Raw genomic sequence first — 25,389 nt, forward strand, 5'->3', positions numbered from 1 at the left:
AGGGCGGTCGGATGACGCAGTAGCGTCATCCGACCGCCCTAACTCCCATCGGCACTACGCTGCCCGGTCAGCCCGCGGACTCTGCTTCTGATTCCGCCTTAGATACAAGCAGCCGTTGCCCGACCTTGATTTTGTTCGGGTCGCGAATCTTGTTCCATGCTTGAAGCTGTTCGACTGTGGTCCCGAACCGGTTGGCAAGGTCCCACAGCGTGTCGCCCGTTCTGACGGTGTGGAAGGTGTCTTCTCCGTTCATATTTCCATTCTAGGCGTCTCAACCGAACCTCGCATGTTCGCGCGGGTGGACGTAGTGGGGCTACCGGAGGCGCGGAAGTACGGGTGTTCATGCTGTGTCATTTGCGTTCGACAAATTAGAGGATCGGTGCAGAGTTTGGAGAACCAGAGGATCCCGTAGTGCAGAAGATCTGACGTGGGCTGGGCTCTTGGCGGTTCTCACACGCGGTACTGGCGAATCGCACCGAACGGCGATCTCTCAGGGCTGATGCGTACCTTCGCCACGGATCGGCATACGCATGCCAATGCCTCCGCGCTGCTTCCCCGGGAAGTGGTCTGTGAGGAGTACCCGCAAAAGGCAATCGAGACCACTGCATCACTCGTTACACTTGTTGCGCAGCCAGTAGGCACGCGAGTTATCGCAGAACGTGGCAAAGCCTGTGCCGAGCGCCGTGCCGGCGACCGCTGACACGCAAGGGGAAGAAGAGATGGGCCAGCGCACAGGGACTTCGCCGCCGACCTATTCCTTAGAATGCAAAGAACACGACCAGGTTCCCCCAGTCCAATACCGCTGCAACTCGATCGTTATGGGTCGATCTCGTATCTCCTGAGGGCCACCCACGCGCCAGGAGCCCGGTAATGGATTTATCCGGTCTGGCGGACAACCATGGTTTCCTCGACGGTCGGGAGAGCAGTCGTCTCAAACGAGGTGCGCGCGTCGCCTCGCCCAGTCCGACCTTGGCCATGGACCCGTCGTCCGGTGCGTCAGCCGCTCACGCTACGGCAGCAGCGGCTCCAGGCGATCCCGAAGCGGCTCTTCGCAGTTGACGGTGCCAGCGCGGGCTGGCGCATCGGCCCCCCGGGGGTGGATGTCGAGCTGCAGCGAGTCTGAAACTCGTCGGGGTCGTTCAACAACTCGCGTTACGTCGGCCTGCAGGCATCGGAAATGGCAGCCCCGCCGGTATTTCGGGACGGCCCGAGGAGTTTTGACTAGAAAAGGCTGCTGTTGGCCGCTGCGAACGCGTTGGTCATGGAAGTCTGTGATAGCGCGCCCTCGAAGTTGTGGGCGAACGAGGGGCGTGACAGGGCTGTCAGGGATGCGAGTTGCGGGAGACGACACACCTGCGGTGTGGCTCTTCGTGCATGGCCCGGAGCGCCGGACACCAGGGCCCCGTCACCGACCCGAACCCCGCATCACGTCCCCACTCGCAACTATCAATCGGCAAACTCGCCCACAAGGAATCGGCACGGCGCCGCGACCCCGGCCCGCCAATTACCGCTCGTGGTCACAGCAGTCGGGCGCAGGCCAAGGGCCGGACCCTGCCACCCGGTGCGAAGCCTCTACCCAAACCCGGCGCGAAGGCGGGTGTCCGGGCCGCGGTGGCCCGTGCATCCGGCTGTAGCAATCTGCGGGGTCGTGCTCCCGCCGCGTCGGATCGGCTGTATTGCCGATCCGACGCAAGGACGACGACTGGCCCTGTCCGAAGGACTGCCCGGGCCGCAGGATCAGGAGCAGGTGAGGGCCAAGCGCCTACGGCAGATCCCTGGTCGTGCTCGCGACGAGGCGGCCGACCTCGAAACCCTCCAGGTGGGCGGTGTGTGCCGAGGCGGCGCCAGGGACCAGCAGGTCGGCCTGGCCGCCGATGAGGTCGACGGAGGCGCGGGGACGCTGGTCGAGGTAGACATCGACGCGATCGACGTTCTCCGCCGTGAGCTTCAGACGGAGCGCGCCGTCGGCGGCGGCCGCCTCCGTGATCGTCACGGCGTGCGGAGTCAGACCCTGCAGGAGCCGGCCCGCGTGGTCCAGGAGATCCGTATTGCCCTCCAGCAGGTCGCGGCGTGTCATGCGATGCAGCTCGTCGGGGACGACTCCCAGGTCCTCCACCGGCGTGCCCGAGTTCGGGCCGACCCGCAGCGTGCGGCGCATCGACACCCGCATACCGGCACCCTTCGGCAGGGCCGTGTAGGGCGTGCCCGGGTCGTCCGCCAGGAACTTGGCCAAATCGTCGTGCTCCCAGACGTTGGCGCCGCCGGCGCCCGTGTTCTCGTCGGTGCCGAGCACGGGGCCGATGTCGTGGTCCTGGAAGCCCGCCGCGAAGATGTCCGTGGCCGAGTAGCACCGGGCGTTGGTGACGAGTACGACGGGTCCGAGGTACTGCTGCCCGATGGCGTTGGCGCCGTTCTCGGGGCTGAGCGGGACGGCGCCGGAGTAGACCGAGCCGGTCTCGACGGCCTGCTCCATGGACGACACCCAGGGACCCAGATCCAGTCCCGGCGCGCCCTGGAGCCGTCGGCAGATCCGCAGATTGAGCGGCGTGTTGATGAACTGCACCGGTTCGGGGTTGATCCGGCGCGGTGTCAGCGTCTGCAGGGTGAACTCGGCGGCGTGGATGTGCCCTCCGCCGTTGTCCCGGACGTCCACGATGAGACCATTCTGCGGCAGTTGCCGGATGAGCCGCACGAACTCCGCGACGAACTCGCCGGGACTGCGGACGTTGAACGTGAAGATGCGGATGTGGCCGAAGGTTCCGGACGGCGTGGTGACGGCTTGGGCCCGGAACACCTTGGGCGTGGTGGTGGCGATGTCGCCCGCCCCCAAGTCCGGTAGGGGTTCGTCCGCCTCGGCTGCCCGCTCCTGGGCAACAACCCGGGGCGCGAACAGCAGCACCTTGGCCCGCTGGGTCTCATCGCCGTCGAGGTCCAGGCCTTGGAACACGGCCGTGTCCCGGTCGGCGGAGACGAACGAGGGCAAGTTCTCCACGATCTGCCAGCTCTGCCGGAGTTCCCGGGCCGTTCCGGCGAGGTCGATGTAGCTGACCGTCACCCACTCCTCCAGCGGCGGGAGATGGATGACGAGCGGCCGCACGGTCAGCGACTGCACACCCCGGCTGCGCCGGGCCGCCGTGTTGCTACCGGCGAACCGGGCCGCGTTGAGGGCGACGGCGTCCTGGATGGGGATGCCGCTCCAGTGGGTGATCTCGACGCCCGGCTCGAACCCCGGCGCCGAGAAGCCGCTCACCACATGGGTGACCAGGAACCGGGTGCGGTCCTGTTCCGTGCAGGACTCGACCAGGAAGGGCAGGAAGGCGATCTTGCCCCTGAAGGGGTCGGGCAGCAGGTAGTTGGTGTGCAGATCCCGCACCGAGTGGAAGATCTCCGACATCTCCGAGTGGAACAGCCACTCCCTCGGCATGGTCTGCGGTGTCTGCCGCTCCATGCGCCGGCGCAGCAGCCTCAGCCGCTGGACCGGGTTGACGGCGTGCATCGCGGTCTTCAGCGGCAGATGGACGTAGTTCTGCTCCAGCACGACCAGGGCCTGCTCGACGAGGAGTCGGCGGTCCTCCAGGGACAACTGGCCGGCGCCGTGCAGGAAGGCGGGCACGGAGGCCGCGCCGAGCAGATGGTCACGTACCGGCTCCGCCGCGTTCTGGAGGAACTCGGGTGCGTTCTCATGAACCGGTTGGGTCATGGTGATGCACCAAGCCTTCGTGATGTGCGAATCTGGGTCTTGGATGGGGGCCGGTTCAGCCCCACTGGATGTCGGCCGTGGTCTCCAACGGCGGGCGGTCCGCCACAGACTCGGGAACATGCAGGGTGTCGCCCTTGTGGAGGGCCGCGGGGAAGCGCACCCGAGTGCGGTCCTCGACCTCGCCGAGGCTGACCTGGAAGACCCGGAACTCGTCCAGTTCCAGCGCTTCCAGCTGGTCCAGGTTCTGCGTGAGCAGAAACGCTCTGGCCTTCAGTTCGCCGTTCTCGGTGAATGCGATGACCTTGTAGAACTCCCGGGCTATGCGCACGCCCCGGTAGACCCGGTCGTCGTCCTGGAAGACCGGCCCGCCGAAGACGCTGATTCTCAGGTCGTCGACGTCGACGTCGGCGAAGACGGCGTCCTCCAGCGCGCCCCACACCCCGTTCTTGGCACTCTGGTTGAAGTCGTCCATCTGCGGGGTGATGTTGGTGTAGAAGAACGAGTCGGTGTTGGCCTTCCGGGCCTCCGGCAGGCTGCCCCAGAGCAGGTCGGCGCGGCGGGCGATGTGCCCCCGGTCGAGCCGGTTGGCCTGGTACAGCTCGTTGCCGACCTGCGCCGTGGCGGGCAGCCGCTGGTCCTTGACGAAGGGGATGCCGCTGCGGCTGAGCTTCTTCAGCGAGCCGCCGTCGACGTTCCAGGCCACCCAGAACGGGAAGCGCCGCTTCTTGTTCAGGGTGAGCGAGAAATGCGTGTACGGGATGACCGGCGAGCCGTCCAGGAGGGCGGCGTCCCGCGCGAGGTCCGCGTCCAGTTCCGGGGCCTCGACCCGTTCGCCGAGGAAGTCGGCGTCGTAGCCGGCGATGATCTCCAGCTGCTCCGGCGCAGGCTGGCTGAGGGTGATGTCGAGTTTTTCGAACACCGATGTCGACAGGCAGGCGAGGGCATGCTCGTCCGGATCACCGGTGCCCTCGCCGGCGAAGTGCAGCCCGGCCAGCACCGAACTCACCCGGTCGTCGCCCTCCTTGAACAGCCACGCCGCGCCGGAGTCACCGCCGCTGCTGACCTCACCGTCCGCCGACGGATGGTCGGGGTCCGGGCCAATCTCGAAGCACCCGATGGTCCGCTGGCCCGTTCCCCCGCCGTAGTTGATCTTCGCTATGGTGTCGACGCGGCGGACGATGCCGTGGGTGACCCCGGTGGAACGGCCGCTCTTGACCACCTTGTCGCCGAGCTCGGGCTCCCCCAGCGTCCGGGGGGCGACGTCCAGTTCGAGGATCTCCGGGCGGGAGTCGCGGTCTTCGATGGTCGCCACCGCGCAGTCCCCGGCCACGCCCAGGTGGGAGCGCTTGAGCACGCCCATCCGGTTGCGGTCGATGCGATTGTCGTCCCGCGTGCCGGGCTGCACGACCTCGATCCCCAGCTCGCCCAACGGCCCATGCAGCACATGCCAGTTGCTGAGTACGTACGGTGTCCCGTCGGCCCGGTCGAACACGATGCAGCCGATGGTGCCGGCCGACACCGTCACCGCGCCGACGCTGGCTCCGGGCCGTATGGGGTCCAGCCGGCTCTTGCGCAGCGGGCTCTCGACCTCGGCCACCATGTGGAAGCTTGGCTTGTAGGTGCGCTCGATGACATCGGTGGGCACCTCGAAGCCGTCGACGGTGATGGTGGCAGGGATCAGCTCGGTGCCCAGGGACTCCAGCACCTCCGGCTCGGCCTTGGTAGCCACGGTGAACTGCAACGCCACTTCGCCGCCCGGCTGATCGCCGGTGATCTTGCGGCCGACGCCCACTGACGTGATGTTCGGATCCTCCAGCAGATGCGGGCCCCGGACGCGGATGTAGTGCCGCAGCGACGAGATGAGTTCATCGTCGGAGGGCGAGCCCATCTTCGCCGAGGCCGTCTTCGGCGCATGCTTCGGTTGCGGGGTCTTCGAGGCGGTCTTCTTCGTGTTCGTGGTTCTGCTGGCCATGGGGGCACATATCCCTTCGTGGGCGAGACGATGCAGGAGGGCCGCCGGGGCTCGGCAGGCATCGGCACGTCGGCGCCGCGCGCAGTAGTGGTCCGGGGCGGCGACGCTCACCAACGCTGCCTTGCATTGGTGGGTGTTCGGTCGCGGCGTCGGTGGTCAAATGAAGATCGCCACGACTATTGCGAGGGCCTGGCCGGCCGCGACTGCCTGATGACTCTGTCGAGCCAGGGGGTGAAGTCCTCGTTCACCCGACCCGGGCAGTCCATCGCCTTCTGTGGCCGGTGCGCTCCCGAGCGTGACACCCGCGGACGGTGCCCAATTCGGTTCGAACTCCTGCAGCTGCTGAACCACTTGGAGCTTTTGCATGAATCAGACGTCAACTATTCCGACCACCCGCCCTCCCGGAGTCGAAGGACCCGAGGAGGTGGTTTTGCCGCTCATATCCATGATGGTCGAGCGGCGCGATGAGGCAAGTTGACATTGGAACCCAACGCTTCTGCCTCTTGGCGGATTCTCCCGCCGTCAACTACTTCTAGTGAAGCGTCAAATATTGAATCCAGACGCAATGCAGAGTGTCCAATATTGGCGATCATCTAGGCAACTCAGTCGTAGGCTGCCAGCCATGAGGAACCGCGCTCCCTCGCCAGCCTGACGCTCCGCCCTTCTGGCGAATGGTGCCGGAGCCAATCCGGATGCGTGAGACGGCGACGGGGTCTAACGTGAAAAGCGGCCGCTTGCGCATCGAGTCGGTTCCACACCGAGAGGCGCATTTCATCGACTACGGCTGCTGCTTCTTCACTTACTTCTCCACGGGAACTCCGCCGGCTCGCACCCGATCCGGCGTGACCGGAGGAGGCAGACAATGGGACGAGCTCCAGAGAATACGGAAAATCCGGGCGCCGAGGGATCTCGCCGAGCACTCTCGGAATCCCATGGGCACGCGTCCAACGCCCCGGCCGCTCGTCCCAATACCTGGCAGCATCGCGCCAAGGTCCGCGCGTCCGTTCTGTGGATCGAACTCGACTCTGTCTGTCCGAAGGAGAAGGAAGACGACTGTTCGGACGGGGTGAAGCGGAGCGAGCAGCGTGACGGAGCTCGGCGATTGCTCGTTCGGGCGGAGAAGCTGATCGACAGTGCCGGAAGTCGTCAGCGAGGATTGTGGGAGCGGATCCATAGTTGGTGGAACGGGGAGCTTTACGAAGGGACTCTCAAGAACCTGCATGAGGCCGAAGTGCTCATCATGGGACTGTACGAGCCCAACCGGGCGCTACGCCATGCTCAGAGTGTGCTCGCGATGGCCAAGCCGATCTGCCGTGGAGACAGCCGGGTGGCACAGGTCGAGCAGCTTCTGGGGCCTTCCAGAGAGACGCCGACTCCCAAGGACCTGCCAGCGGCACTCGCCGAGTTGCTGGGAGCGGCATACGCGGTCGAGGAGGAGCGGGGTGTCCGTAGCCGGAACTTCCGTAACCGGCTGATCCGGGCGGGGTTGGTGCTGACGATACTTCTTGGTGTGGTAGTCGGCGTCGCTTTCGCAGTCGACGGTTCAATCCCCGTATGCGATGTAATCGGAGAGCGACGAAGGACCAATTGCATCGGATCAGACGCCCCGAGCGGGCAGGACACCGGCATCGTCATGCTGCTCGGTATGCTCGGCGCCGGTCTCCCGATGATCGCCCGGCTGCAACGGATGGGAGGCAGCTGGAACCCCTACAGCCTGCCGTTCTGGCAGGAGATGATCAAGCTGCCGACCGGCGCCCTGACCGCTGTGGCGGGCCTGGTCCTCATCGACACCGACTGGCTCCCGTTCGCGAGGCCCGCTGACGGTTGGCGAGAAGTAATCGCCTACGCGATCGCCTTCGGCGTCGGGCAACTGGCCTTCACCCATGCGCTCGACAAACGCACGGAAAAGCTGCTGGCCGCCGACCCCGACGTGGACGAGGCAGAGCAACTGGAAAACGTACCGTCAAAAAAAGCGGACCGCTGAACCCGCACATCCCGGACCCAGGCCTGGACCGAGGAGAAGCCAGAGCGCGAACCAGAGCCACGGCATCGAGACGCTGATCGTCTTCGTCGGCGCCAACAACGCCCTGCAGACGGTGACCAAGCTCAAGGTGAAGTGGAGCGGCCCGGACTACAAGGACCTGAAGGGCAAGGAGTCGTACACGGTCTGGGATCCCGATCATTTCAAGGAAGAACTGCGGGAACTCGCCAAGGAGGTACGCGGCATCGCGGCCCGGCACGTCATCTGGTGCACCGTGCCCCACGTCACCATCGCGCCGATCGCGCGCGGGGTGGCGCGCAAGATGACCATCGGCTCGCGGTATTACCCCTACTACACCCGGCCATGGATCAGCGATCGGGACTTCAACCCCACCGTGCACCCCCACGTGACGGGCGAGCAGGCCAGGGACATCGACCTGGCGATCGACCAGTACAACGACGCCATCACCGCCCAGGTGGAGAGCGCGCGGGAGGACGGCCGGGACTGGTACCTCATGGATACGGCCGGGCTGCTCGACCGGCTCGCCGCCAAGCGCTACATCGACGATCCCAATGCCCGGCCGGCGTGGTGGCAGCCCTATCCCCTGCCGCCGCAGCTGGCGGCCCTGCCTACGCCACCGAACTCCCACTTCCTGACCAGCGACGGCAAGGGGCGCACCGACGGAGGTCTGTTCTCCCTCGACGGCGTCCACCCCACCACCGTCGGTTACGGGATCATGGCCCAGGAACTGGTTACCGTCATGCGCCTGGCAGGCGTCGAGTTCCGCCATCCGGACGGCACGGTACGACCGGACCCGGTCCTCGTCGACTTCGATCGACTCATCCGCCGCGACACCTTGATCAACCAGCCTCCGGGCAACCTGACCTCGGGGTTCGAGGTCCTCGCCTGGGCGGAGGCGTCGATCAGTCTGCTGAAGCGCACACTGTATTTCCGGGGCTGACCGGTGGTCGGCCCACGCCCGCCACCCCGATGTACTTGCCGCGCACGCAAGGAACGCGTCCGCTGGCAGCGAGAAAGGTATCCGCTGGGGTGGATGCCATCCGCGCGCCTCTTGGCGACTCAGCCCCGCAGCCGCGGGCACCGGAATGCCGCCGAACGACGCAGGTGAATGGTCACGTGGGGAACGCGTTGGAAAAACTTGGGCACCACTGTCGATCCAGCCACGTCCCGTTCGACATCCCGATGTAGGAGGCATCGCCATACGAGGAGACGACAGCACATGACGAGGGAACACATGGAGCAGCTGCTGCGAGTGCAGAACTTCACCATCTCGAGCGACGGCGTCGCCGCCGGCGAGGACCAGAGCCTGGAGCGGCCTTTCGGCCACACCATCGATCCGGGAAGGCTCTTCGCCTGGGCCGGCGCCACAGCGAGCTGGCCCATCCGCACCGAGCCCGGGGGAAGCCGGGGCCTCGACGACTACTTCACCCGGGACTTCAGCCACAACATCGGCGCCGAGATCATGGGCCGCAACAAGTTCGGACCCCAGCGCGGCCCCTGGCACGACCACGAGTGGCGCGGCTGGTGGGGTGACGAGCCGCCCTTCCACACGCCGGTGTTCGTCCTGACCCACCACAAGCGTCCGTCGTTCACGCTCTCCGACACCACGTTCCATTTCGTGGACGGCGATCCCGCCACCGTTCTCGCGCAGGCGCGGGAGGCCGCGCAGGGCAAGGATGTCCGGCTCGGCGGCGGCGTGACCACCATCCGTGAGTTCCTCGACGCCGACCTCGTCGACACCATGCATGTTGCCGTCTCACCGGTGAAGCTCGGTTCCGGGCTACGCCTGTGGGACTCGCCCAAACAGTTGCTGGACCGGTTCCACATGGAGGTCGTGCCCAGCCCGAGCGGCGTGACGCACCACCTTTTCTGGCGCAAATGACAAGACAGAGAACGCGGGAACCTCAGCACGGCCGACGCGAGCATGCTGGCAGATGAACGCGTAGTTGTGGGCGAGTCACCGCTGCAGCCCCCGGTACTCGCCCACAACCACTGACCAGCCACACGTGCAACACGCCTTCACTGCCTCTTCTTGGGATGGGCGGCGAAGAACTCCCACATCAGATCGGTGGCGTTGACGTCGGAGTCGGCGAAGGCCATGTCGTTGCTCAGGCCGCCGGGCCAGGAATGACCCATACGGGCCAATCGGTAGGTGGTCACCTCGGAGCCGTCTGCGCACGTGGCCGTGGTTCGCTTGACTTCCTTCTCCACCTCCTCAGGCGAGGCGATCTTGCAGTCCGCGCGCTTCTGCCAGGTCTTGATGCCGGTGTCGAAACTGTCGTAGTACCGGTCCAGTTCGCCGATGAAGGTGATGACGGAGACCGGGGATTCAGGGCGATACGAGTCGTCCTCTGCGGCCGAGCCGATGAAGCCGCCGCTGACGGGGGCGACGGCGGCGAAGACGTCGTGGAGTTCCACGGCGGCCTTGAGGGACATATCGCCGCCGTTGGAGATGCCAGTCGCGTAGATGCGGTCCGGGTCTGCGCCCCAGATGTCGACGAAGCGGTTGGTGATCGTGCGGAGCAGGCCGACGTCGTCCTCGGAGCCGCAGCAGACCAGGGCGTTGAAGGCCTGCGCATGACCGTCCGGGTACACGACAAGGAAGTTCTCCCGGTCGGCCTTCGCGCTCAGGCCGCTGAGCTCTTCCACGTAGCGCCCGGTGCTGGGGTAGGGGTGCATGGCGATCACCAGGGGCAGCTTCTTGTCCGGGGTGTACCCAGAGGGTGCATGCACCTTGTAGGTGCGCTGTTGACCCTTCCAGGTCAGCTTGACCGTCTGGTCACCAGGGCGGGGAACTTCTGCCTCCGGTGAGGATGACGACGCAGGCCTCTTGGACGGCTCGTCCTCGGCGCCGGAGTCTTCGGGGCCGGAGGAACAGGCGGTCAGGACGAGGACGGCGCACAGGGCACCGCGGGTGAGTGGGCCGCGTAAGGACGTAGTCCCTAGGGTCAGCATGGCGCACATGGTCGCAGTGGGGTGCGGGGCGGTCCAGAGGAATGGTTGCTTCGCAGCACCCGTGCTCTCAGCCGCCAGTCGCACGGCGTGCGGGAGCGGAACGTCTGCTCGCTCCCGATCGCCGCCTCGTCCCGCGCGAACTTCCCGACTGGCCCACAGGCGCTTGATTGCGACGCGTTCACCCTGCGCCTCTTCCCTGGTGAGCATCTTCCCCACCGATCCTCAGTGGTCGACGGGGAATGCGGCGAAGACAGAAGCGATGAGCAGGTAGGCCATCTGAGTGGATCCGCGACCGCGGCTGAAATGGGTTTTCATGACCGGGTATTCGTTTGGACGTTGATATTTAGCATTAACTGAAAATGCTCATCTTTTTGGGAGCAGAGTGGCCATGCCCGACCACACGCAGCTGCGGCGTGCGACCGCCTGGACGAGAGCGACTGCCCTCGAGGATGTCAGCGCCGCCGGCGCCGCGGGTGGCTTGGACGAGACGTCCGGCCACCCCCCGTTGGACCAGGGCCTCGCCGACGACGGCTGCGGGCCCGGCTCCACCGCGCTGGAACCGGGGCGGCTGTACCGCAGGATCAGCGGTAGGGATGACCGGGCACGGCCCGTCAGCGAGGAGGAACTGACGTCGCTGGGCGACCCGATGGCGGTGGAGTTCTTCCGCGTCGGCGTATTTCCCACCACCGTGCAGGACCTGCTGTCCCGACTCCCCGCGACGGCGGCCGCCTCACGGAAGGTGTATCTGGTCAGCGAGGCCGGGCAGATCCCGCCGGATGCCATCGGCGAGCGCGACATGCGGTTCGCGATCACCGCTGCCGTAGCCGGTAGTCAGGTTGACCTTCTGGTCAGCACCCAGGCTGGAGGCGACCCCCAGGCGGGATTCCTTCAGGTCGCAGGATGGGATCCCCAAGCGAGGGTCTTCAACTTCTACGCTCGGTTCGAATCCAGCTGGGTCTGGGCGGGCAACTCCTGGGACGCACTGGAACCCGACTCGCGCGGCAAGGGCTGCTTCGACAGCCACGTCAACGGCAGCGCCGTGATGAAAGAGCTGAGGATTCCCTGGATCAACTGGCAGTCCGAGCGGGCCACGATCCGGCTCTCCGAGGATGACCCGCTGCGCGATGACCCGCTGTTCCAGCAGGTCATCGGGGCTCAGCAGCTGGAACTGACCGTCAGGTCCCTCATCACCCGGTGGACAGCGGCTCGCCTGGCCGCTGTCACCGCGAACGGCCTCGTGGACCACCCCGACCGGCTGCTGCGCCATCTGTTCACCAGCACCACGGTCAATCTCGCCAGCACCGACAGACAGAGCAGCAGCATCACGGCGGACAGTCCCGACCTCACGCTGCCCACGGGTTTCTGGCTGAACCAGGATGTCCTGTTCGACGACCTTCGCCTGTCCACGCAGGCCGCCCCGCCCAGGGTGCCGGCCGCCCGATACCTCGCCAGCCTGACCCGGTTCGGCTTCCGGCTGGAGGAGAAGTTCAGCGGGTTCTCGCAGCCAGGCGACACGTTTTTCGCCTTCGTGGTGCCCGAGGCAGCTCACGAGGACAACGAGGTGGTTCGGCAGATGGTCCGCCACGGGCTTGTCCCGGCGAAGTTCGCGGCCTGTGTGCTGATGGTGGACTTTCCCAACCCCGTCTTCAGCTCTGCCCGAAGCCGCCTCATGCGGTACGTGCCGACTACGCCGACCAAGGCGGTGGAGTTGTGCGACAAAGTCGCACAAGCCATCTTGGACGCCGCGGGCACCCTGCCCGCCGACAGCCCCGAAGGCCGCTTCGCCGAGCACTGGCAGGTGCCCGACGACGCCTGGCGGACAGTGTTCGGACAACGGGTGGACGCGTACCTGCGCGGGATCACCGAGCGCATCCGCACCGAAACCGGCTTCGACGACTTTGTCCGCCTGGCCGAGTCGCGCCGTCGGCACTTCCGCCGCATGAAGCTCAACGAGTTCGAACTCACCCTGCCGGTCACCAATATTCCCCCTGACGCCCCGCCGCTGGCGATGCGTGAGGACGCCACCGTCGCGGAGCTGGCCTGACGCTGAACCTCACCGGTCTCGGTCTCCCCGGCCTCACCTTCGGCGGCCCTGCCGCCCACTTGGTTCCCGCTCGCCCTCGCATACAAGGAGAACGCCATGGCCAAACTGGAAGCCTACGGCCCCCCAGGCAACCTCGACGATCTGGACGACTTCGGCCGCAAGGCCTGGAACACGTTTATCTCCGACACGGTCGACGAGGCCATTCAAGGCCCCGATCCGGACCAGGTACTGAACGACAGCCCAAGACCGCAGTTCTACAACCTGACCACCACGGACACCGCCCCGGACCTCCAGCACGCCCCCATTCGATGGACTGCGTTCCCCCGCATCATCAAGATCACCTCCATTTCCGACCTCCAGCGATGGCAGCGCGCCGACGCCAGCCGTGACGTCCAGGACGAGTACTGCGAGTGGAGCGTCTCCCGCGACGACTCAGGAAAGATCAACGAGGTCACGTTCACCTGTGAAGGTCCCGAGTACTGGGAGATCCTGGCGCAAACCAACCCGGACAAGACACTTGAGCTCTATCAAAAGTTCATCAGTCCGGACGTACGCAAGGAGGATCTGTTCTCGCCCAGCGGTCGATACCAGCCGCGCAACAAGTGGAACAACTCCACGAGCCATGGCGCCATGCACCTGATTCAGCCGAACAACACCTTGGGCGCGGAAATCGAACTGGCCGCGGCGGCCACCATCCGGCGCGTGATCGACGGCGAGGAACTGACCACCGAGCAGGAGCTGATCGCCTGCAGCAAGTACGGTGCCGCGGAGCGCAACAGCGATCCGCACATCGGCGCGGGAGTCAACGCCCTGGCCCGCCAGAAGGCCGACATCACCCTCGCCGACCCAGTGGGCCTGTACTTCGACGACCTGTCCACGGACGGCTGGGAGACCCCGGACGGCTCCGATCCCAAGGAATACTGGACGTACTTGAGAGGCGACTCGGAGCACCGTGTCCGCGCGGTCTACGCGGTGCCCGCGGACAAGGGCTTTGCCGTCGGGGACATCACCATCGGCGGAAGGCCCATCGAGTTCGGATCGCAGATCGCGGACTTCATCACGATCAGGCTCACCGGCGTCGCCTGCCGGTTCGGCGAGTCCACGGCCCAGCCGCAGACCGCCTGTAAGGAGTTCCCGGCGGTTGAATTGCGAGAAGAGGGCTTCAACGCAGCCGCATTCTCCGCCTCCGGCCACTTCCTGGATCCCCGCCCCACCCTCTCCCACCGCTCTTCCCGCGTCACCTGACACGTTCCATCGCGGAGCGCGTCGCGCTTCACAAGGCACGTGTGGGGGCGACGGCGAACACCGGGCGGACACCGGCGGCCGCGGAGGCTGCGCGAATCGGGGACGGCGTCGGCGACGGAGTTCCGGTCGGTCACGGCGAGCGCGTGCAGATCGACGACCTGCATACCCGGCTGCGAGAGGCAGAGCCGCACCTCAAGCACCCCACCGGCAGCCAGTACCCCTGCCCCAAGCATCGCTCGGAACGGGCATCGACTCACGAGCCGCTTACTCAGACTCCAGGCCGCAGTTGACGCCTTCACTCACGGCCTGCTCCGGCACCCCACCGTGAACCGGTAGCACCGCGCGTCGACTCGGCCGGAGCTGATCGGCTCAGGAGCGGATCACCCGAACGAACCCTCCGTAGCGACGTCACTTCGCGTTGCCGGTCCAAGGGCCGAGCGGGTGGTTCTCGCGGGTGGCTTGGGTCGAGACGCGTCCGGCAGGGACAACTACCTGGGTGTGCGCCGCCCCGCAGTCCCTTTCAGGGAGGACACCATGTCAGGAAAGCGTGTTGCCCGAATTCGTTCCGCGGCGGTTCCCGGGCTGGCCGACATCCGGCTCTTCAACGGGGCCGCCGGCCTGCTCGGCCTCGACCTGCTGACCAGCCGCGACGAGCGCCTCACGCAGGACCTGCGGGAGGGCGTGCTCATCCATGGCAGCGACACGGTGACTGCGGCAATGCTCGGGCTGCGCGGCCATCTGGCACCCCGCACCGCTGCCCTGACCACCCTGATCTCCGCCGTCAACACCGCGCTGGCCGTCAGTGCCCTGACCGGCGGCCAGGAGAAGACGTGACAGCGACCGCCGCAGAGGGGTTCGACTACGTCGTGGTGGGGGCGGGGGCCGGCGGCGGCCCGCTCGCCGCCCGCCTCGCCGAAGCCGGCATGCGGGTCCTGCTCCTCGACGCGGGCGGCGAACACACCAACGACAACTACCTCGTGCCCGCCTTCCACCCCGACGCCACCGAGGACCCCGCACAGCGCTGGGACTACTTCGTGCGCCACTACGAGGACGAGGAACAGCACCAGCGCGACACCAAGGCCGTCCCCGGCAAGGGAATCCTCTACCCGCGGGCCGGGGCGATCGGCGGCTGCTCCGCCCACCACGCGCTGATCACCGTCTACCCGTACAACGCGGACTGGGACCGGATCGCCCGGGCAACCGGCGATGACTCCTGGAGCAGCGCGTCCATGCGCGCCTACTTCGAGCGGCTGGAGCGCTGCGAATACCGGCCGCGCCCCAGGACACTGCCGTCCAACCGGCTGCTGGCAGCGCTGCTGCGGGCGCTGCCGTTCGTCTCCGGGCGGTACGTCAACGGGTCGCGGCACGGATTCGACGGCTGGCTACCCACACGGCTGGCCGACCCCGGGCTGATCATCCAGGACAAGCAGCTGCTGAAGGTCGTACTGAACGCGGCGGAGGGCGAGCTCGCCGACTTCCTCGGCCGGCCGCTGTCGCCTCTGGAGGGCCTGGGCGCCCTGGTTGACCCCAATGACTGGCGCGTGCAGACCGATGCGCTCGAAGGACTGTGGCAGATTCCCATGTCCGTCACCGCCGACGGGCGGCGCAGTGCCGTACGCGAGCGGATCGCGGCCGTACGCGAGAAGCACCCCGACCGGCTCGTCGTACGACCGCACGTTCTGGTGACCCGCGTCGTGCTGGACGAAAACGACGCGGCGGTCGGCGTCGAGTACCTCGCCCGCGAGCACGCCTACCGAGCCGATCCCGCGGCCGACGGGGACCCCCACCTCGCGTCGCCGCAGCTGGTGCTGGCCCGGCGCGAGGTGATCTTGGCCGCTGGTGCCTTCAACACACCGCAGCTGCTGATGCTGTCCGGGATCGGCCCGCGCGATGAGCTGGAGCGGCATGGCATCACGGTGCGCGTCGACCGGCAGTGCGTCGGCCGGACCCTCCAGGACCGCTACGAGGTCGGCGTGGTCAGCCAGATGGCCCGGGAGTTCCCGATCATCAAAGGCTGCTCCTTCCACGCGCCCGAGCCCGGCACGCCACCCGACCGCTGCTATCGCGACTGGCAGCGCGGCAAAGGGCTCTACACCACGAACGGAGCCGTCGTCGGCATCACCCGCAAGTCCCGTGCCGATCTCGATGCACCGGACCTGTTCGTCTTCGGGCTGCCCGCCGACTTCCGCGGCTACTACCCCGGCTACTCCCGGGACGGGCTGCTGCGCAAGGACCGCTTCACCTGGGCGGTCCTCAAGGCCGGGACACGCAACACAGGAGGGCGGGTGCGCCTGAGGTCGGCCGATCCCCGGGACACCCCGCAGGTGAACTTCCACTACTTCACGGAGGGCACAGACAAGACCGGCGCGGACCTCGACGCGATGGTCGACGCCGTCGAATTCGTGCGCGGCATGAACCGCCGCGCCGGAGACGTGATCAAGAAGGAGCTGTGGCCCGGCGAGGGTGTCCGCACCCGCGAGCAGATCCGCCGCTGGGTGCAGGACGAGGCGTGGGGCCACCATGCGTCCTGCACCTGCCCGATGGGGCGTCCCGACGATCCCGCCTCCGTCGTCGACAGCCGGTTCCGGGTCTGCGGCGTGCAGCGCTTGCGTGTCGTGTACGCCTCCGTCTTCCCCCGAATCCCCGGATTCTTCGTCGCCACTCCGATCTACATGATCAGCGAGAAGGCCAGTGACGTGATCCTCGCCGAAGCCCTGCCACCCAGCGAACCAAGCACCGTCGAACCGTCCGCCAGGAGGAACCGATGACTCACAAGCGACCGTCCGCCGGCAACGCGAGGTCCGGCTACCGACGCACTCTGCCCTGGCGTGTCGTCACCGGCGTCGCCGAATTCCTGGACCGCAGGATCGGCTGGGACAAACTGCCCGTCCCGCTCGGACTCGGTACCCTGCTCGGGCTGCGGGTGAAGCTGCGGCAGGAGAACCTGCACGACACCAACCGGATCCCCGCGGTGAACGTACCCGAGCCGGCACCGCGGAACGGCAAGGCATACCCGGTCAACCGGACGGCCGACGGCAGTTACAACGACCTCGACCAGCCGAAGATGGGTATGGCCGGCACCCGCTTCGGCCGCAACATCCCGCTGGAGAAGATCCCTCCGGTCTCGGCCGCAGACGTGCTCTCCTCGCCCAACCCGCGCGTGGTCAGCCGCGAACTGCTCACCCGGGACGAGTTCATCCCCGCCGAGACGGTGAACTCCCTCGTGGCGGCCTGGCTGCAGTTCATGGTGCGCGACTGGTTCAGCCACGGCGCAAGCCCCACGGACCGGCCGTGGACCGTCCCGCTACGCGACGACGACCCCTGGCCCGAGCGACCCATGCAGATCATGCGCACCCCCGACGACCCCACGCGCGACCCGCACGCCCCGGCCGGCACCCCCGACACGCGCGTCAACGTCTCCTCGCACTGGTGGGACGCCTCCCAGATCTACGGGTCGAGCGAGGAGGAGCAGCGTGTCCTGCGCACCGGGGAGAACGGCAAGCTGCGTCTGTGGGGCGACGACGGGACACCCTTACCGTCCGACCCGGACCACGACCCGTCCCGGGTGCCCGGCTTCTGGCTGGGGCTCGCGATGATGCAGACGCTGTTCGCCAAGGAGCACAACGCCATCTGTGACCACCTCCACGCGCAGTACCCCGGCTGGGACGACGAGGAGCTCTTCCAGCGCGCCAGGCTGGTCAACGCCGCCCTCCTCGCCAAGATCCACACGGTGGAGTGGACACCGGCAGTCATCAGTCACCCGACCACCGTCACCGCGCTGCGCACCAACTGGTGGGGGCTCGCCGGCGAGCGCGCGCACAACCTCTTCGGGCGGATCAGCAACTCCGAGGTGATCAGCGGCATCCCCGGTGCCGAGACCGACCACTACGGCGTTCCGTACACGCTCACCGAGGAGTTCGTCGCCGTCTACCGCATGCACCCGTTGGTCCGCGACGACTGGCATCTGCGGGCCGCGGCCGACGACGCCACGCTGCGGGAGGCCACCTTCCGCGATCTCGCCGGTCCCGAGGCACTGAAGGTCATGGACACCGTCCCCGTGCATGACCTGCTGTACAGCTTCGGCACGCTGCACCCGGGCCTGGTCACCATGCACAACTTCCCTAAGTTCCTGCAGGAGTTCGAGCGGCCGGACGGTCACCTGCAGGACCTCGCCGCCACGGACATCCTGCGCAGCAGGGAACTCGGTGTCCCCCGCTACAACGAGTTCCGCCGGCTGCTGCGCCTGAAGCCCGCCGCGAGTTTCGAGGAGCTCACCGAAAACCGGGACTGGGCCGAGCAGATCAAGCGGGTCTACGACGGCGACATCGAGAAGGTGGACCTGACCGTGGGCCTGTACGCGGAGAAACTCCCCGCCGGATTCGCCTTCAGCGACACCGCGTTCCGCATCTTCATCCTCATGGCCTCGCGTCGGCTCAACAGCGATCGGTTCTTCACCGAGTACTACACGCCCGAGGTCTACTCGAAGGCTGGACTGCGCTGGATCGACGAAAACACCATGGGGACCGTACTGCTGCGCCACCACCCGGATCTACGGACCGCACTGGCCGGAGTGAAGAACGCCTTCCAGCCCTGGAACGTCGCCGGGCGGAAGTGAGGAGGAAGCCGGGACGGCAGAAGGTCGCAGAGCCGACCTCGTCCTGGAGGGCGGCGGGTTTCGTGGCCTGGGCGCCGCGGGAGCTGTGATCGGCCTGCTGGAGAAGGGCTTTGCCTTCGAGCGCTCCGCCGGCACCTCCGTCGGCGCCATCGCGTGGCCGCCGGGGTGGAGGCCACGGGCCTGCGCGACATCATGGGCCGCCTGGACCTGACCCGGGTCCCGGGACGGTCTGTTGCCGGGCCTGCCCGTTCTCAGCGAGGGTGTATCCCTGTTCGGAAGGCGGGGCGCACACCGGGGCGAGTGGATCCGGCAGTGGCTGGAGAAGGAACTGGCGCCGTGGCCGGCGACACGACGTAGTCCTCCCGCGCGCCTATCTGCGTCGAGGCGGTATCAAGTCGGTCATCGCGGCGAAGGCTGACCAGGCCTCCAACCGGAAGAAGACGGGCCGCTCGGGCGGGCGGTCCGTCTCTCACGACGCGGCTCTTTACCGGGACCGCAAGACGGCCTGCTGTATCAGGCTGCGAAGCCGATGTTGGTGACGTACTCGTACTGGCCCCATTCGGAGCCGAGGTCCACGGTTGCGTCGCTGATCCAGGCGTCGTCCAAGGCGGCGTCGTCTTCGTTGGCCCACGCCTCGACGATCCGGTCCCAGTGACGGACGTTGAGCGTGCGGAAGGACACGACGCGCTGACGGGGCCGGTCGACCTGGGACTGGTTGACCGGGTGGAACTCGACACGGGTGCCGCGGCCTTCACGGTTGAGACGTGCGAGCAAGTACCTGGCGACGTTGTGGCGGCGCACCGTGCGGTAGGCGGTCTCGATGTTCTGCAGACTCTTCCTCGAAGGGCTGCGCTTGCCGTCCAGCCATGCCCTGAGCGTGCGGTCGGTGACGGTGAGGCCGGCCTCGCGGGCTGCCTGGCGGGCGTGGTCGGTGCGGGTGAGGTAGTGCAGACGGGCCAGCAGCCCGCGGCGTGCAGTGATCGGGGTGGCGACGAAGTTGGCAAGCGCATCGAGCTGGCGGGCGACGGCCTCGTGGCCTTTCATGCCACGGGCCCCGTATTTCCCGAATTCCATGGTGCGCTCTGGCACTTCAATTCTCTTTCACGGTGGCGTGCGCTGCTTTGTGGCGGGACCAGATTACAGCACGTTCGGTTCACACATCAGGAGGTGCCGTCAAGCACACGCCAGGCCCTGACCTGCTGGTTCGGGAGTTGCGTGAACGTGGCGCATGACAGCTCGAGTTACGGCGCCGCCACGGAGTTGGAGGAGTACGGGTTGCGGTTGCTGCGCATGCGAATGCGGGATGTGCTCGCGCGCGGCACACAGATGGGGCAGCACACCGTCGCGCTCCCAAGAAGGTGCTGATCTTGCAGACGCCGTGCGGCTGGGCGGCGTTGGCCGTGGTCCAGGGTGCCGACGTCGTCGTATCCCTGGTAGAGGTAGGCGCGGGTGAAGGCTTGTGTGAGGCGGGCTTGGTCGTCATGGACGAAGCACTGCACCTGCTCGGGCCGGCCGCCGGTCGTTTCCCGGATCTGGGCGCTCAGGGCTGCGGCGCGCGCTGCCGTCGCGCGTCGCTGTGCACGTGGCACAGCAACAGGCATACGTCGTCCTCGTGTTCGGAGTCATGCAGCAGGGGGTGCAGGAGCCGGTCGGCCGACGTCTCCAGGTTGTCTTCGAGTTCGGTCGGGCCGAAGCCGCCCAGCACCTCGGCCAGGCGCCGGATACCGGGGTCTATCCCACGGGCGCGGCGCTCCACCAGGCCGTCGGTGTACAGGGCCAGCGTCGATCCGGACGGGAGCGGCACGGTGTGGTCGCGGATCTCCTGGTTCAGGGGGATGCCCAGCATGGCACCGGGCTTGGCGTCGAGGGTGCGCACCTGACCGTCGGGGGTGCGCAGTACTGGTGGCGGGTGACCGGCGGCGGCCCAGGTGAGTGTGGGTTCGTCGGGGTGGAAGCGTGCGATGACCGCGGTGGCGTAGAGGTCGAGGCGCAGGCGGTGCAGGAACTCATGCAGGCGTGTCAGGAGTTCGCCGGGGCTGCTGCCGTCGACGGCGTAGGCGCGCAGGGCGGTGCGCAGTTGGCTCATCATCACCGCGGCGTGCAGTCCGTGTCCGGTGACGTCTCCGATGACGGTGATCAGGCTGCCGTCGGGCTGGCGGAAGGCGTCGTACCAGTCGCCGCCGATGTTCAGGCCGCGGGTGGCGGGAAGGTAGCGTGCGGCCAGGCTCAGGCCGGGTGTCGTGGGCAGTTCGGTGAGCAGGGCGCGTTGCAGGGTCTCGGCGATGTCCCGGTTGTGCTCGAAACGTCTGGCGTTCTCCAGGGCGATGCTGGCCCGTCGGGTCAGCTCGATCAGCATGACGGCGTCGTCCGGGTCCCAGCGTTCGTCGGGCGGCGACAGCGTGAGGACGCCCTGCGGTGCCCGCCGGGTGAGCAGGGGGATGCACAGCAGGGGCCGGCCGGGGTCGAGGGCCGAGGGCGGCTGGTCGTCGACGCCGGGCAGTCCGCCGGGGTGGTCGGCGGCGTACTGCGGGCGGCCGCGGCGGGCCGCGAGGACGGCGGCGGCCGGATGCGGGCCGCTGCCCAGTTCGTCGTCCACACCGTCGAACAGCCAGACGTCGACGGTGCGCGCGTACCGCGGCACCAGCAGGGCAGGGAGCAGCCGGACGATGGCTTCGTGGTTCAAGGAGGCCGTCAGGGCGGCGCTGGCGTCGGCCAGGAAGGTGAGCCGGCCGCGGGCGTTCTCCGCCTCCTTGCGCGCCTTCTTCTCAGCGGCGAACAGTTCCCGCTGGGCCCGGCCGGCGGCGTCCAGTTCGGCGTGGAGCGCCAGGACGCCCTGGTTGGTCTGGTGGAGTTCCTCGCGGTGAAACGCGACCAGTGCCTCCTGTTCGTCGAGCCGTTCCAGCAGCAGGGCCGCGTCCTCGTCGGCGCCGAACAGGGCCTCGGCCAGGGTCGCCGGGTCGTCGGCCGCCTGCTCGGCGCCGGAGACGTCCACGTCCTCGGCGCAGGCGACCGACGCCTGCCACGCGGGCTGCCGGTCCTCCGGGCGGCGCCTTGCCGGCGCCACCTCGACGCGGAAGGCGCCGCCACCGGGCGACACAGTCACGTCCACGCCGACCTGCCAGTCACCCCCTTTGGTGAGGCACTGCCGCAGTTGTGCGGTGAGCGCGGCCACCAGCCGCGTCCGCTCGACGGGGGCCACTGCGCACCCGGCGGCCAGCCGCGCGGTGGCAATGCGGGCCTGCGCGGCGTCCGTGATGGTGCGTACGTACCAGGTGCGGGTCATCAGCAGCCGTCCGAGGGGAAGGGACTCAGCACGACAACGGCCGTGTCGTCGCGCACCGGAAAGGCGGGGCTGCTGGCGTCCCGCACGATCGACGCGGCGATCACGGCGGGGTCGAGGGAGGGCGGGGCATGGGCGGCCGGGCCGGGACTCCAGCGGCTCGGCAGGCCGTCGCTGTGCAGGACCAGGAGGCAGTCGTCCATCCAGAGCTCCTGGTTCTCCGGCAGCCGCGCCGGGAGGTGGGCACCGACGATGCCCGGACGCGAAAGGAGCCCCTGCCAGCGCTCGCCACGACGCAGCCGGGCCCCCACATTGCCCACTCCGGCGAAGTGCAACTGTCCTGCGGCGACGTCGAGTTGCGCCACGGCAACCGCCGCACCCCTGGTCTCGCGCAGAGCACCGTGCAGCCGCCGCAGCAGGTCCGCCGGCGACAGGTGGGGCGCGCTGCGCAATGCCTCCACTGCGGCGGAGGAAGCGCGGGCTGCCTGAGGGCCGTGGCCCAGGCCGTCGGCCAGCATCAGTGTCACGCGGTCGCCCGTACGGACACACACCCAGGCGTCGCCGGAGAACTCCGCGCCCGCGAAGGGGATGTTGACGCCGCCGGCCCGTACCGGGACAGGGGCGGGGCGCGGACCCGCGGCGTCACGGTCCCGACCGCCAGCGATCCTGGCCATGACGACCGTGCCCCGCCCTGGTGTGCTGTGCAGGGCGAAGTCGTCGGCCGTGCGCAGGCACGTGCCCAGGCCGGCACCGAGGGAGGCCGTGGTGGAGTAGCCGTCGCGCAGCGCTGCGGCGGTGTCGGGCATGCCCCGTCCGTGGTCGACGGCCATGATCTGCACCACTGCGATCCTCTCGTCGCCGTAGGCCGGAACCACCGGACCCACGAGGTCGAGGAGTATCTGCCCGCCACCGGCGTGTTTCAGCAGATTGGTGGCGAGTTCCGTGGCCACGAGCTCGGCGGCGGCGACCCTGTCCCCGGCCAGCCCGGCATGGCGGGCCGCGGCCCCGGCCGCCACGCGGGCGTCGCGTACGCGGGTCGAGTCGTGCACCGGCACCTCCCACACGCGCGGCATCAGAAGGCCTCACGCGGACGAGGCGGCCGGGCGGTCCATGACGTCACCGTAACGGTAGTGCCGACACCGCGGCGGCTGTCGATGGAGAATTCGTGCACCAGGCGCCGGGCGCCGCCCAGGCCCATCCCCAACCCCTCGCCGGAGGTGTAGCCGTCGGACAGGGCCTGGTCCAGATCGGCGATGCCGGGACCCTGGTCGCTGAAGACGAGCCGCAGCCCCTGGATCCCGCCGCTGCTCACCGGCGTGCACTCCATCTGGCCCCCGCCACCGTGGACGAGGGCGTTACGCGCCAGCTCACTGGCGGCGGTGACAAGTTTCGTCTGCTCGACCAGACGGAACCCGAGTCGGGCAGTCATCTGCCGCACGTGCTGCCGTACTCGCACCAGATCCAGGTCCGAGTGGATCGGCAGGCAGGCGGAGACACTGCCGGTGCTGTGGGTCACAGGCTCTCCCGGCGGGCGCGCCCGGCCCGGGGCAGGACCGACACCTCGGCCCCGAGCAGGCGCAGGGCCTCCTCGGTGTTCAGAGCCGTACGCAACCCCGGCAGAGTCAGCCCGAGTTCCACCAAGGTGATCGCCACCGCCGGGCGCATCCCCGCCACCACGGTCTGCGCGGCCAGCAGCCCGGTCATGGCCGCCACGTCACTGAGCACACGGCCCATGAAGGAATCGACGACCTCGACACCGGAGAGGTCGATGACGACACCGGTGATCGCGCTGTCGGCGACGGTCGCGCCGATGTCCTGCTGGAGCTGTTCCGCGGTGCTGTCGTACAGGTCGCCCTGGAGGGTGACCAGGAGCACGCCACCGAGCCTGAGGACCGGCACGTGTCCTTCGTACGGGAACGTGGCGGCGCCGGTCACAGGGCCTCCACCGTCGAGGCGGGGTTCGGCACGATGTGCGCGCCCTGCTGCTGCAGCGCGTAGGCCAGGGCGTCGGCGAGGCTGGCGCGGGTGAGCACCGAGCTCAGGTCGATGCCGAGGTGGACGATGGTCTGCGCGATGGCGGGCCGGATCCCGGACACTATGCACTCCGCTCCCATCAGTCGCGCGGCCGCCACGGTCTTCATCAAGTGCTGTGCCACCAGGGAGTCGACGGTCGGCACTCCGGTGATGTCCAGGATCGCGATGCGGGCGTGCTGTTCGACGACGGCGTCCAGGAGCGTCTCCATCACCACCTGGCTGCGGGCGCTGTCGAGAGTGCCGATCAGCGGGACGGCGACGATGCCTTCCCACAGCTTGATCACAGGGGTGGCGATCTCCAGCAGTTCCAGCCGCTGACGGTTGATCAGTTCCTGCCCGGCGATCGTCGTCGTCTCCAGCATGACCAGCCGCAGTGTGCCCATGAGCACGGTCAGCGCCGTCGTGCACTCCCTCAAGTGCTCGGCAGGCGCCTCGGAGAGCTCCTCGAGCAGGAGGTCGGTGACAGAGGGCCGCAACGCGTCCATCTCCGCCGAGATCTCCGCCAGGGTGGCACCGGCACGCGCCCGGGAATGCGCCGTACGCGCCAACTGCTCGCGGACGACCGCGAACCCGTCCGCCTCCGCATCCTCCACCCGACCCGAGGCGGCCACCGCGGCCAACGCCTCCACCACTGCCCGGCCGGCTTCCACCGCCTCGTCACGGGAGACGGTGAACACGGTGCGGAACAGCGCCGCGTCGGCCCAGCGCTGGGCGATCTGCTCCCGGCGTCGCCGGAGGAAGGCCTCGACCTCCTCCACCGGGTTGGTCCGATGTTCTGCCGCCTGCTGCTCCGGCACGTGATTCCCTCCTCATACGGTGTGCGCTGCCCCGACCGCACGGGGAGCGCCGGACGGTACGGTCAAGGCGCCCGCCGTGGCCCCGACCGGTCGGGACGGACCACGAGCGCATCGTCGCCGGCCACTGCCGTACCGCGGTGACCCGACGTTCTCTCAAGACGGCACCCGGAGGGCCTCGGCCAAACGGCGGCAGCATCCGCGGGGAGCCGGTGTCGACGACCGGAAGCCCGCCCGCCTTCCGATCGAGGTCGGGCAGGAGCACGAACAGGTGAGCGTCGCTCCAGTGGCCTGCGTGGTCGGCCACGCCGGCGGAAGGCATCGTGACGGCCGGGACGCCGAGCCGGTCGCCGCGCACCACCGCCCGCGGGCACAGGCGTGCCTGGCCGTCGGTCGGCGTGTCGACTTCGGAGTCCTGGGATCCGCAGGTCCGTCCGGCCGGGCTGCGGCACGCCCGCACGGGCCCGGTGGGAATCGGAGCCGGGTGAACGGGATGGAGCATGGCGAGGCCGTGGTCGGCCGGGCGCGGTCGCACGCGCTTCGGCGTGTGGCCGTCGCACGGTACTTCGCGGACGCCGTCCACCGGTTGGTGCGGGACCGCGGAGCGAAGCGCCTGCCCGGCTGCCACGGATCTGTTCACGATGTCGGAAACGCCATTCTCACCTGTGGCCGCCGGGGCCGCCGAGTTGTTGGGGGTTCTGTGGGGCCGGGGTCTCGACAGCAGCGGTGTCCGTCGCCCGGCTCACGC

Annotated in this window: 18 protein-coding genes; 8 read left to right on the plus strand and 10 right to left on the minus strand. The window is 68.1% G+C overall.

What is annotated here, in order from left to right; genetic code table 11:
- Positions 1-67: 67 nt before the first annotated feature.
- The 3 genes from ACZ7L6_RS40625 to ACZ7L6_RS40635 all read right to left on the minus strand — a co-directional run bounded on the left by ACZ7L6_RS40625 (position 68) and on the right by ACZ7L6_RS40635 (position 5,672).
- Positions 68-253, minus strand: a complete 186-nt coding sequence (locus ACZ7L6_RS40625; protein ID WP_471933061.1) for a LysM peptidoglycan-binding domain-containing protein — start codon at positions 251-253, stop codon at positions 68-70.
- 1,509 nt (positions 254-1,762) lie between these two features.
- Positions 1,763-3,700: a S41 family peptidase gene (locus ACZ7L6_RS40630; protein WP_471933063.1), complete on the minus strand. Its 1,938-nt coding sequence runs from the start codon at positions 3,698-3,700 to the stop codon at positions 1,763-1,765.
- Positions 3,701-3,755: 55 nt separating this feature from the next.
- Positions 3,756-5,672: a DNA/RNA non-specific endonuclease gene (locus ACZ7L6_RS40635; RefSeq protein WP_471933065.1), complete on the minus strand. Its 1,917-nt coding sequence runs from the start codon at positions 5,670-5,672 to the stop codon at positions 3,756-3,758.
- Between the two features lie 862 nt (positions 5,673-6,534).
- On the opposite strand from ACZ7L6_RS40635, the gene ACZ7L6_RS40640 reads away from it, so the two are divergent.
- From ACZ7L6_RS40640 to ACZ7L6_RS40650, 3 genes are all read left to right on the plus strand, one after another.
- Positions 6,535-7,656: a hypothetical protein gene (locus tag ACZ7L6_RS40640; protein WP_471933067.1), complete on the plus strand. Its 1,122-nt coding sequence runs from the start codon at positions 6,535-6,537 to the stop codon at positions 7,654-7,656.
- Between the two features lie 112 nt (positions 7,657-7,768).
- Positions 7,769-8,614, plus strand: a complete 846-nt coding sequence (locus ACZ7L6_RS40645) for a hypothetical protein (RefSeq protein ID WP_471933069.1) — start codon at positions 7,769-7,771, stop codon at positions 8,612-8,614.
- Between the two features lie 294 nt (positions 8,615-8,908).
- A complete protein-coding gene (locus ACZ7L6_RS40650; protein ID WP_471933187.1) occupies positions 8,909-9,556 on the plus strand; it encodes a dihydrofolate reductase family protein in 648 nt (215 codons plus the stop codon).
- Positions 9,557-9,693: 137 nt separating this feature from the next.
- Here ACZ7L6_RS40650 and ACZ7L6_RS40655 read toward each other — a convergent pair whose 3' ends face one another.
- Complete coding sequence (locus ACZ7L6_RS40655) at positions 9,694-10,629, minus strand: CE1 family esterase (protein ID WP_471933071.1); 936 nt, start codon at positions 10,627-10,629, stop codon at positions 9,694-9,696.
- A gap of 388 nt (positions 10,630-11,017) precedes the next feature.
- Between ACZ7L6_RS40655 and ACZ7L6_RS40660 the strand changes: the two genes are divergently transcribed.
- The 5 genes from ACZ7L6_RS40660 to ACZ7L6_RS40680 all read left to right on the plus strand — a co-directional run bounded on the left by ACZ7L6_RS40660 (position 11,018) and on the right by ACZ7L6_RS40680 (position 18,533).
- Positions 11,018-12,673, plus strand: coding sequence for a hypothetical protein (locus ACZ7L6_RS40660; RefSeq protein WP_471933073.1), 1,656 nt, complete (start codon positions 11,018-11,020; stop codon positions 12,671-12,673).
- 96 nt (positions 12,674-12,769) lie between these two features.
- Entirely contained in the window at positions 12,770-13,918 is a 1,149-nt protein-coding gene (locus ACZ7L6_RS40665) for a hypothetical protein (RefSeq protein WP_471933075.1), read from the plus strand.
- A 534-nt stretch (positions 13,919-14,452) separates the two neighbouring features.
- Positions 14,453-14,752, plus strand: a complete 300-nt coding sequence (locus ACZ7L6_RS40670) for a hypothetical protein (RefSeq protein WP_471933077.1) — start codon at positions 14,453-14,455, stop codon at positions 14,750-14,752.
- Complete coding sequence (locus ACZ7L6_RS40675; RefSeq protein ID WP_471933079.1) at positions 14,749-16,686, plus strand: GMC family oxidoreductase; 1,938 nt, start codon at positions 14,749-14,751, stop codon at positions 16,684-16,686. The genes ACZ7L6_RS40670 and ACZ7L6_RS40675 overlap by 4 nt, the downstream gene beginning before the upstream one ends.
- A complete protein-coding gene (locus ACZ7L6_RS40680; protein WP_471933081.1) occupies positions 16,683-18,533 on the plus strand; it encodes a peroxidase family protein in 1,851 nt (616 codons plus the stop codon). Before ACZ7L6_RS40675 ends, ACZ7L6_RS40680 begins: the two co-directional genes overlap by 4 nt.
- A gap of 513 nt (positions 18,534-19,046) precedes the next feature.
- On the opposite strand, the gene ACZ7L6_RS40685 is transcribed toward ACZ7L6_RS40680, so the two are convergent.
- The 6 genes from ACZ7L6_RS40685 to ACZ7L6_RS40710 all read right to left on the minus strand — a co-directional run bounded on the left by ACZ7L6_RS40685 (position 19,047) and on the right by ACZ7L6_RS40710 (position 24,644).
- Entirely contained in the window at positions 19,047-19,622 is a 576-nt protein-coding gene (locus tag ACZ7L6_RS40685) for a transcriptional regulator (protein ID WP_471933083.1), read from the minus strand.
- A 451-nt stretch (positions 19,623-20,073) separates the two neighbouring features.
- Positions 20,074-21,816 carry a PP2C family protein-serine/threonine phosphatase gene (locus ACZ7L6_RS40690; protein ID WP_471933085.1) on the minus strand — a complete coding sequence of 581 codons (1,743 nt, stop codon included), beginning with the start codon at positions 21,814-21,816 and terminating at the stop codon, positions 20,074-20,076.
- Positions 21,816-22,886: an ATP-binding SpoIIE family protein phosphatase gene (locus ACZ7L6_RS40695; protein WP_471933087.1), complete on the minus strand. Its 1,071-nt coding sequence runs from the start codon at positions 22,884-22,886 to the stop codon at positions 21,816-21,818. The genes ACZ7L6_RS40690 and ACZ7L6_RS40695 overlap by 1 nt, the downstream gene beginning before the upstream one ends.
- Complete coding sequence (locus tag ACZ7L6_RS40700) at positions 22,886-23,329, minus strand: anti-sigma regulatory factor (RefSeq protein WP_471933089.1); 444 nt, start codon at positions 23,327-23,329, stop codon at positions 22,886-22,888. The genes ACZ7L6_RS40695 and ACZ7L6_RS40700 overlap by 1 nt, the downstream gene beginning before the upstream one ends.
- Positions 23,326-23,748: an STAS domain-containing protein gene (locus ACZ7L6_RS40705; RefSeq protein ID WP_471933091.1), complete on the minus strand. Its 423-nt coding sequence runs from the start codon at positions 23,746-23,748 to the stop codon at positions 23,326-23,328. Before ACZ7L6_RS40705 ends, ACZ7L6_RS40700 begins: the two co-directional genes overlap by 4 nt.
- On the minus strand, positions 23,745-24,644 hold the full coding sequence (locus ACZ7L6_RS40710; protein WP_471933093.1) for an STAS domain-containing protein: 900 nt from the start codon (positions 24,642-24,644) through the stop codon (positions 23,745-23,747). The genes ACZ7L6_RS40705 and ACZ7L6_RS40710 overlap by 4 nt, the downstream gene beginning before the upstream one ends.
- Between the last annotated feature and the right edge of the window lie 745 nt (positions 24,645-25,389).

This window comes from Streptomyces sp. NPDC107522, assembly GCF_055657525.1.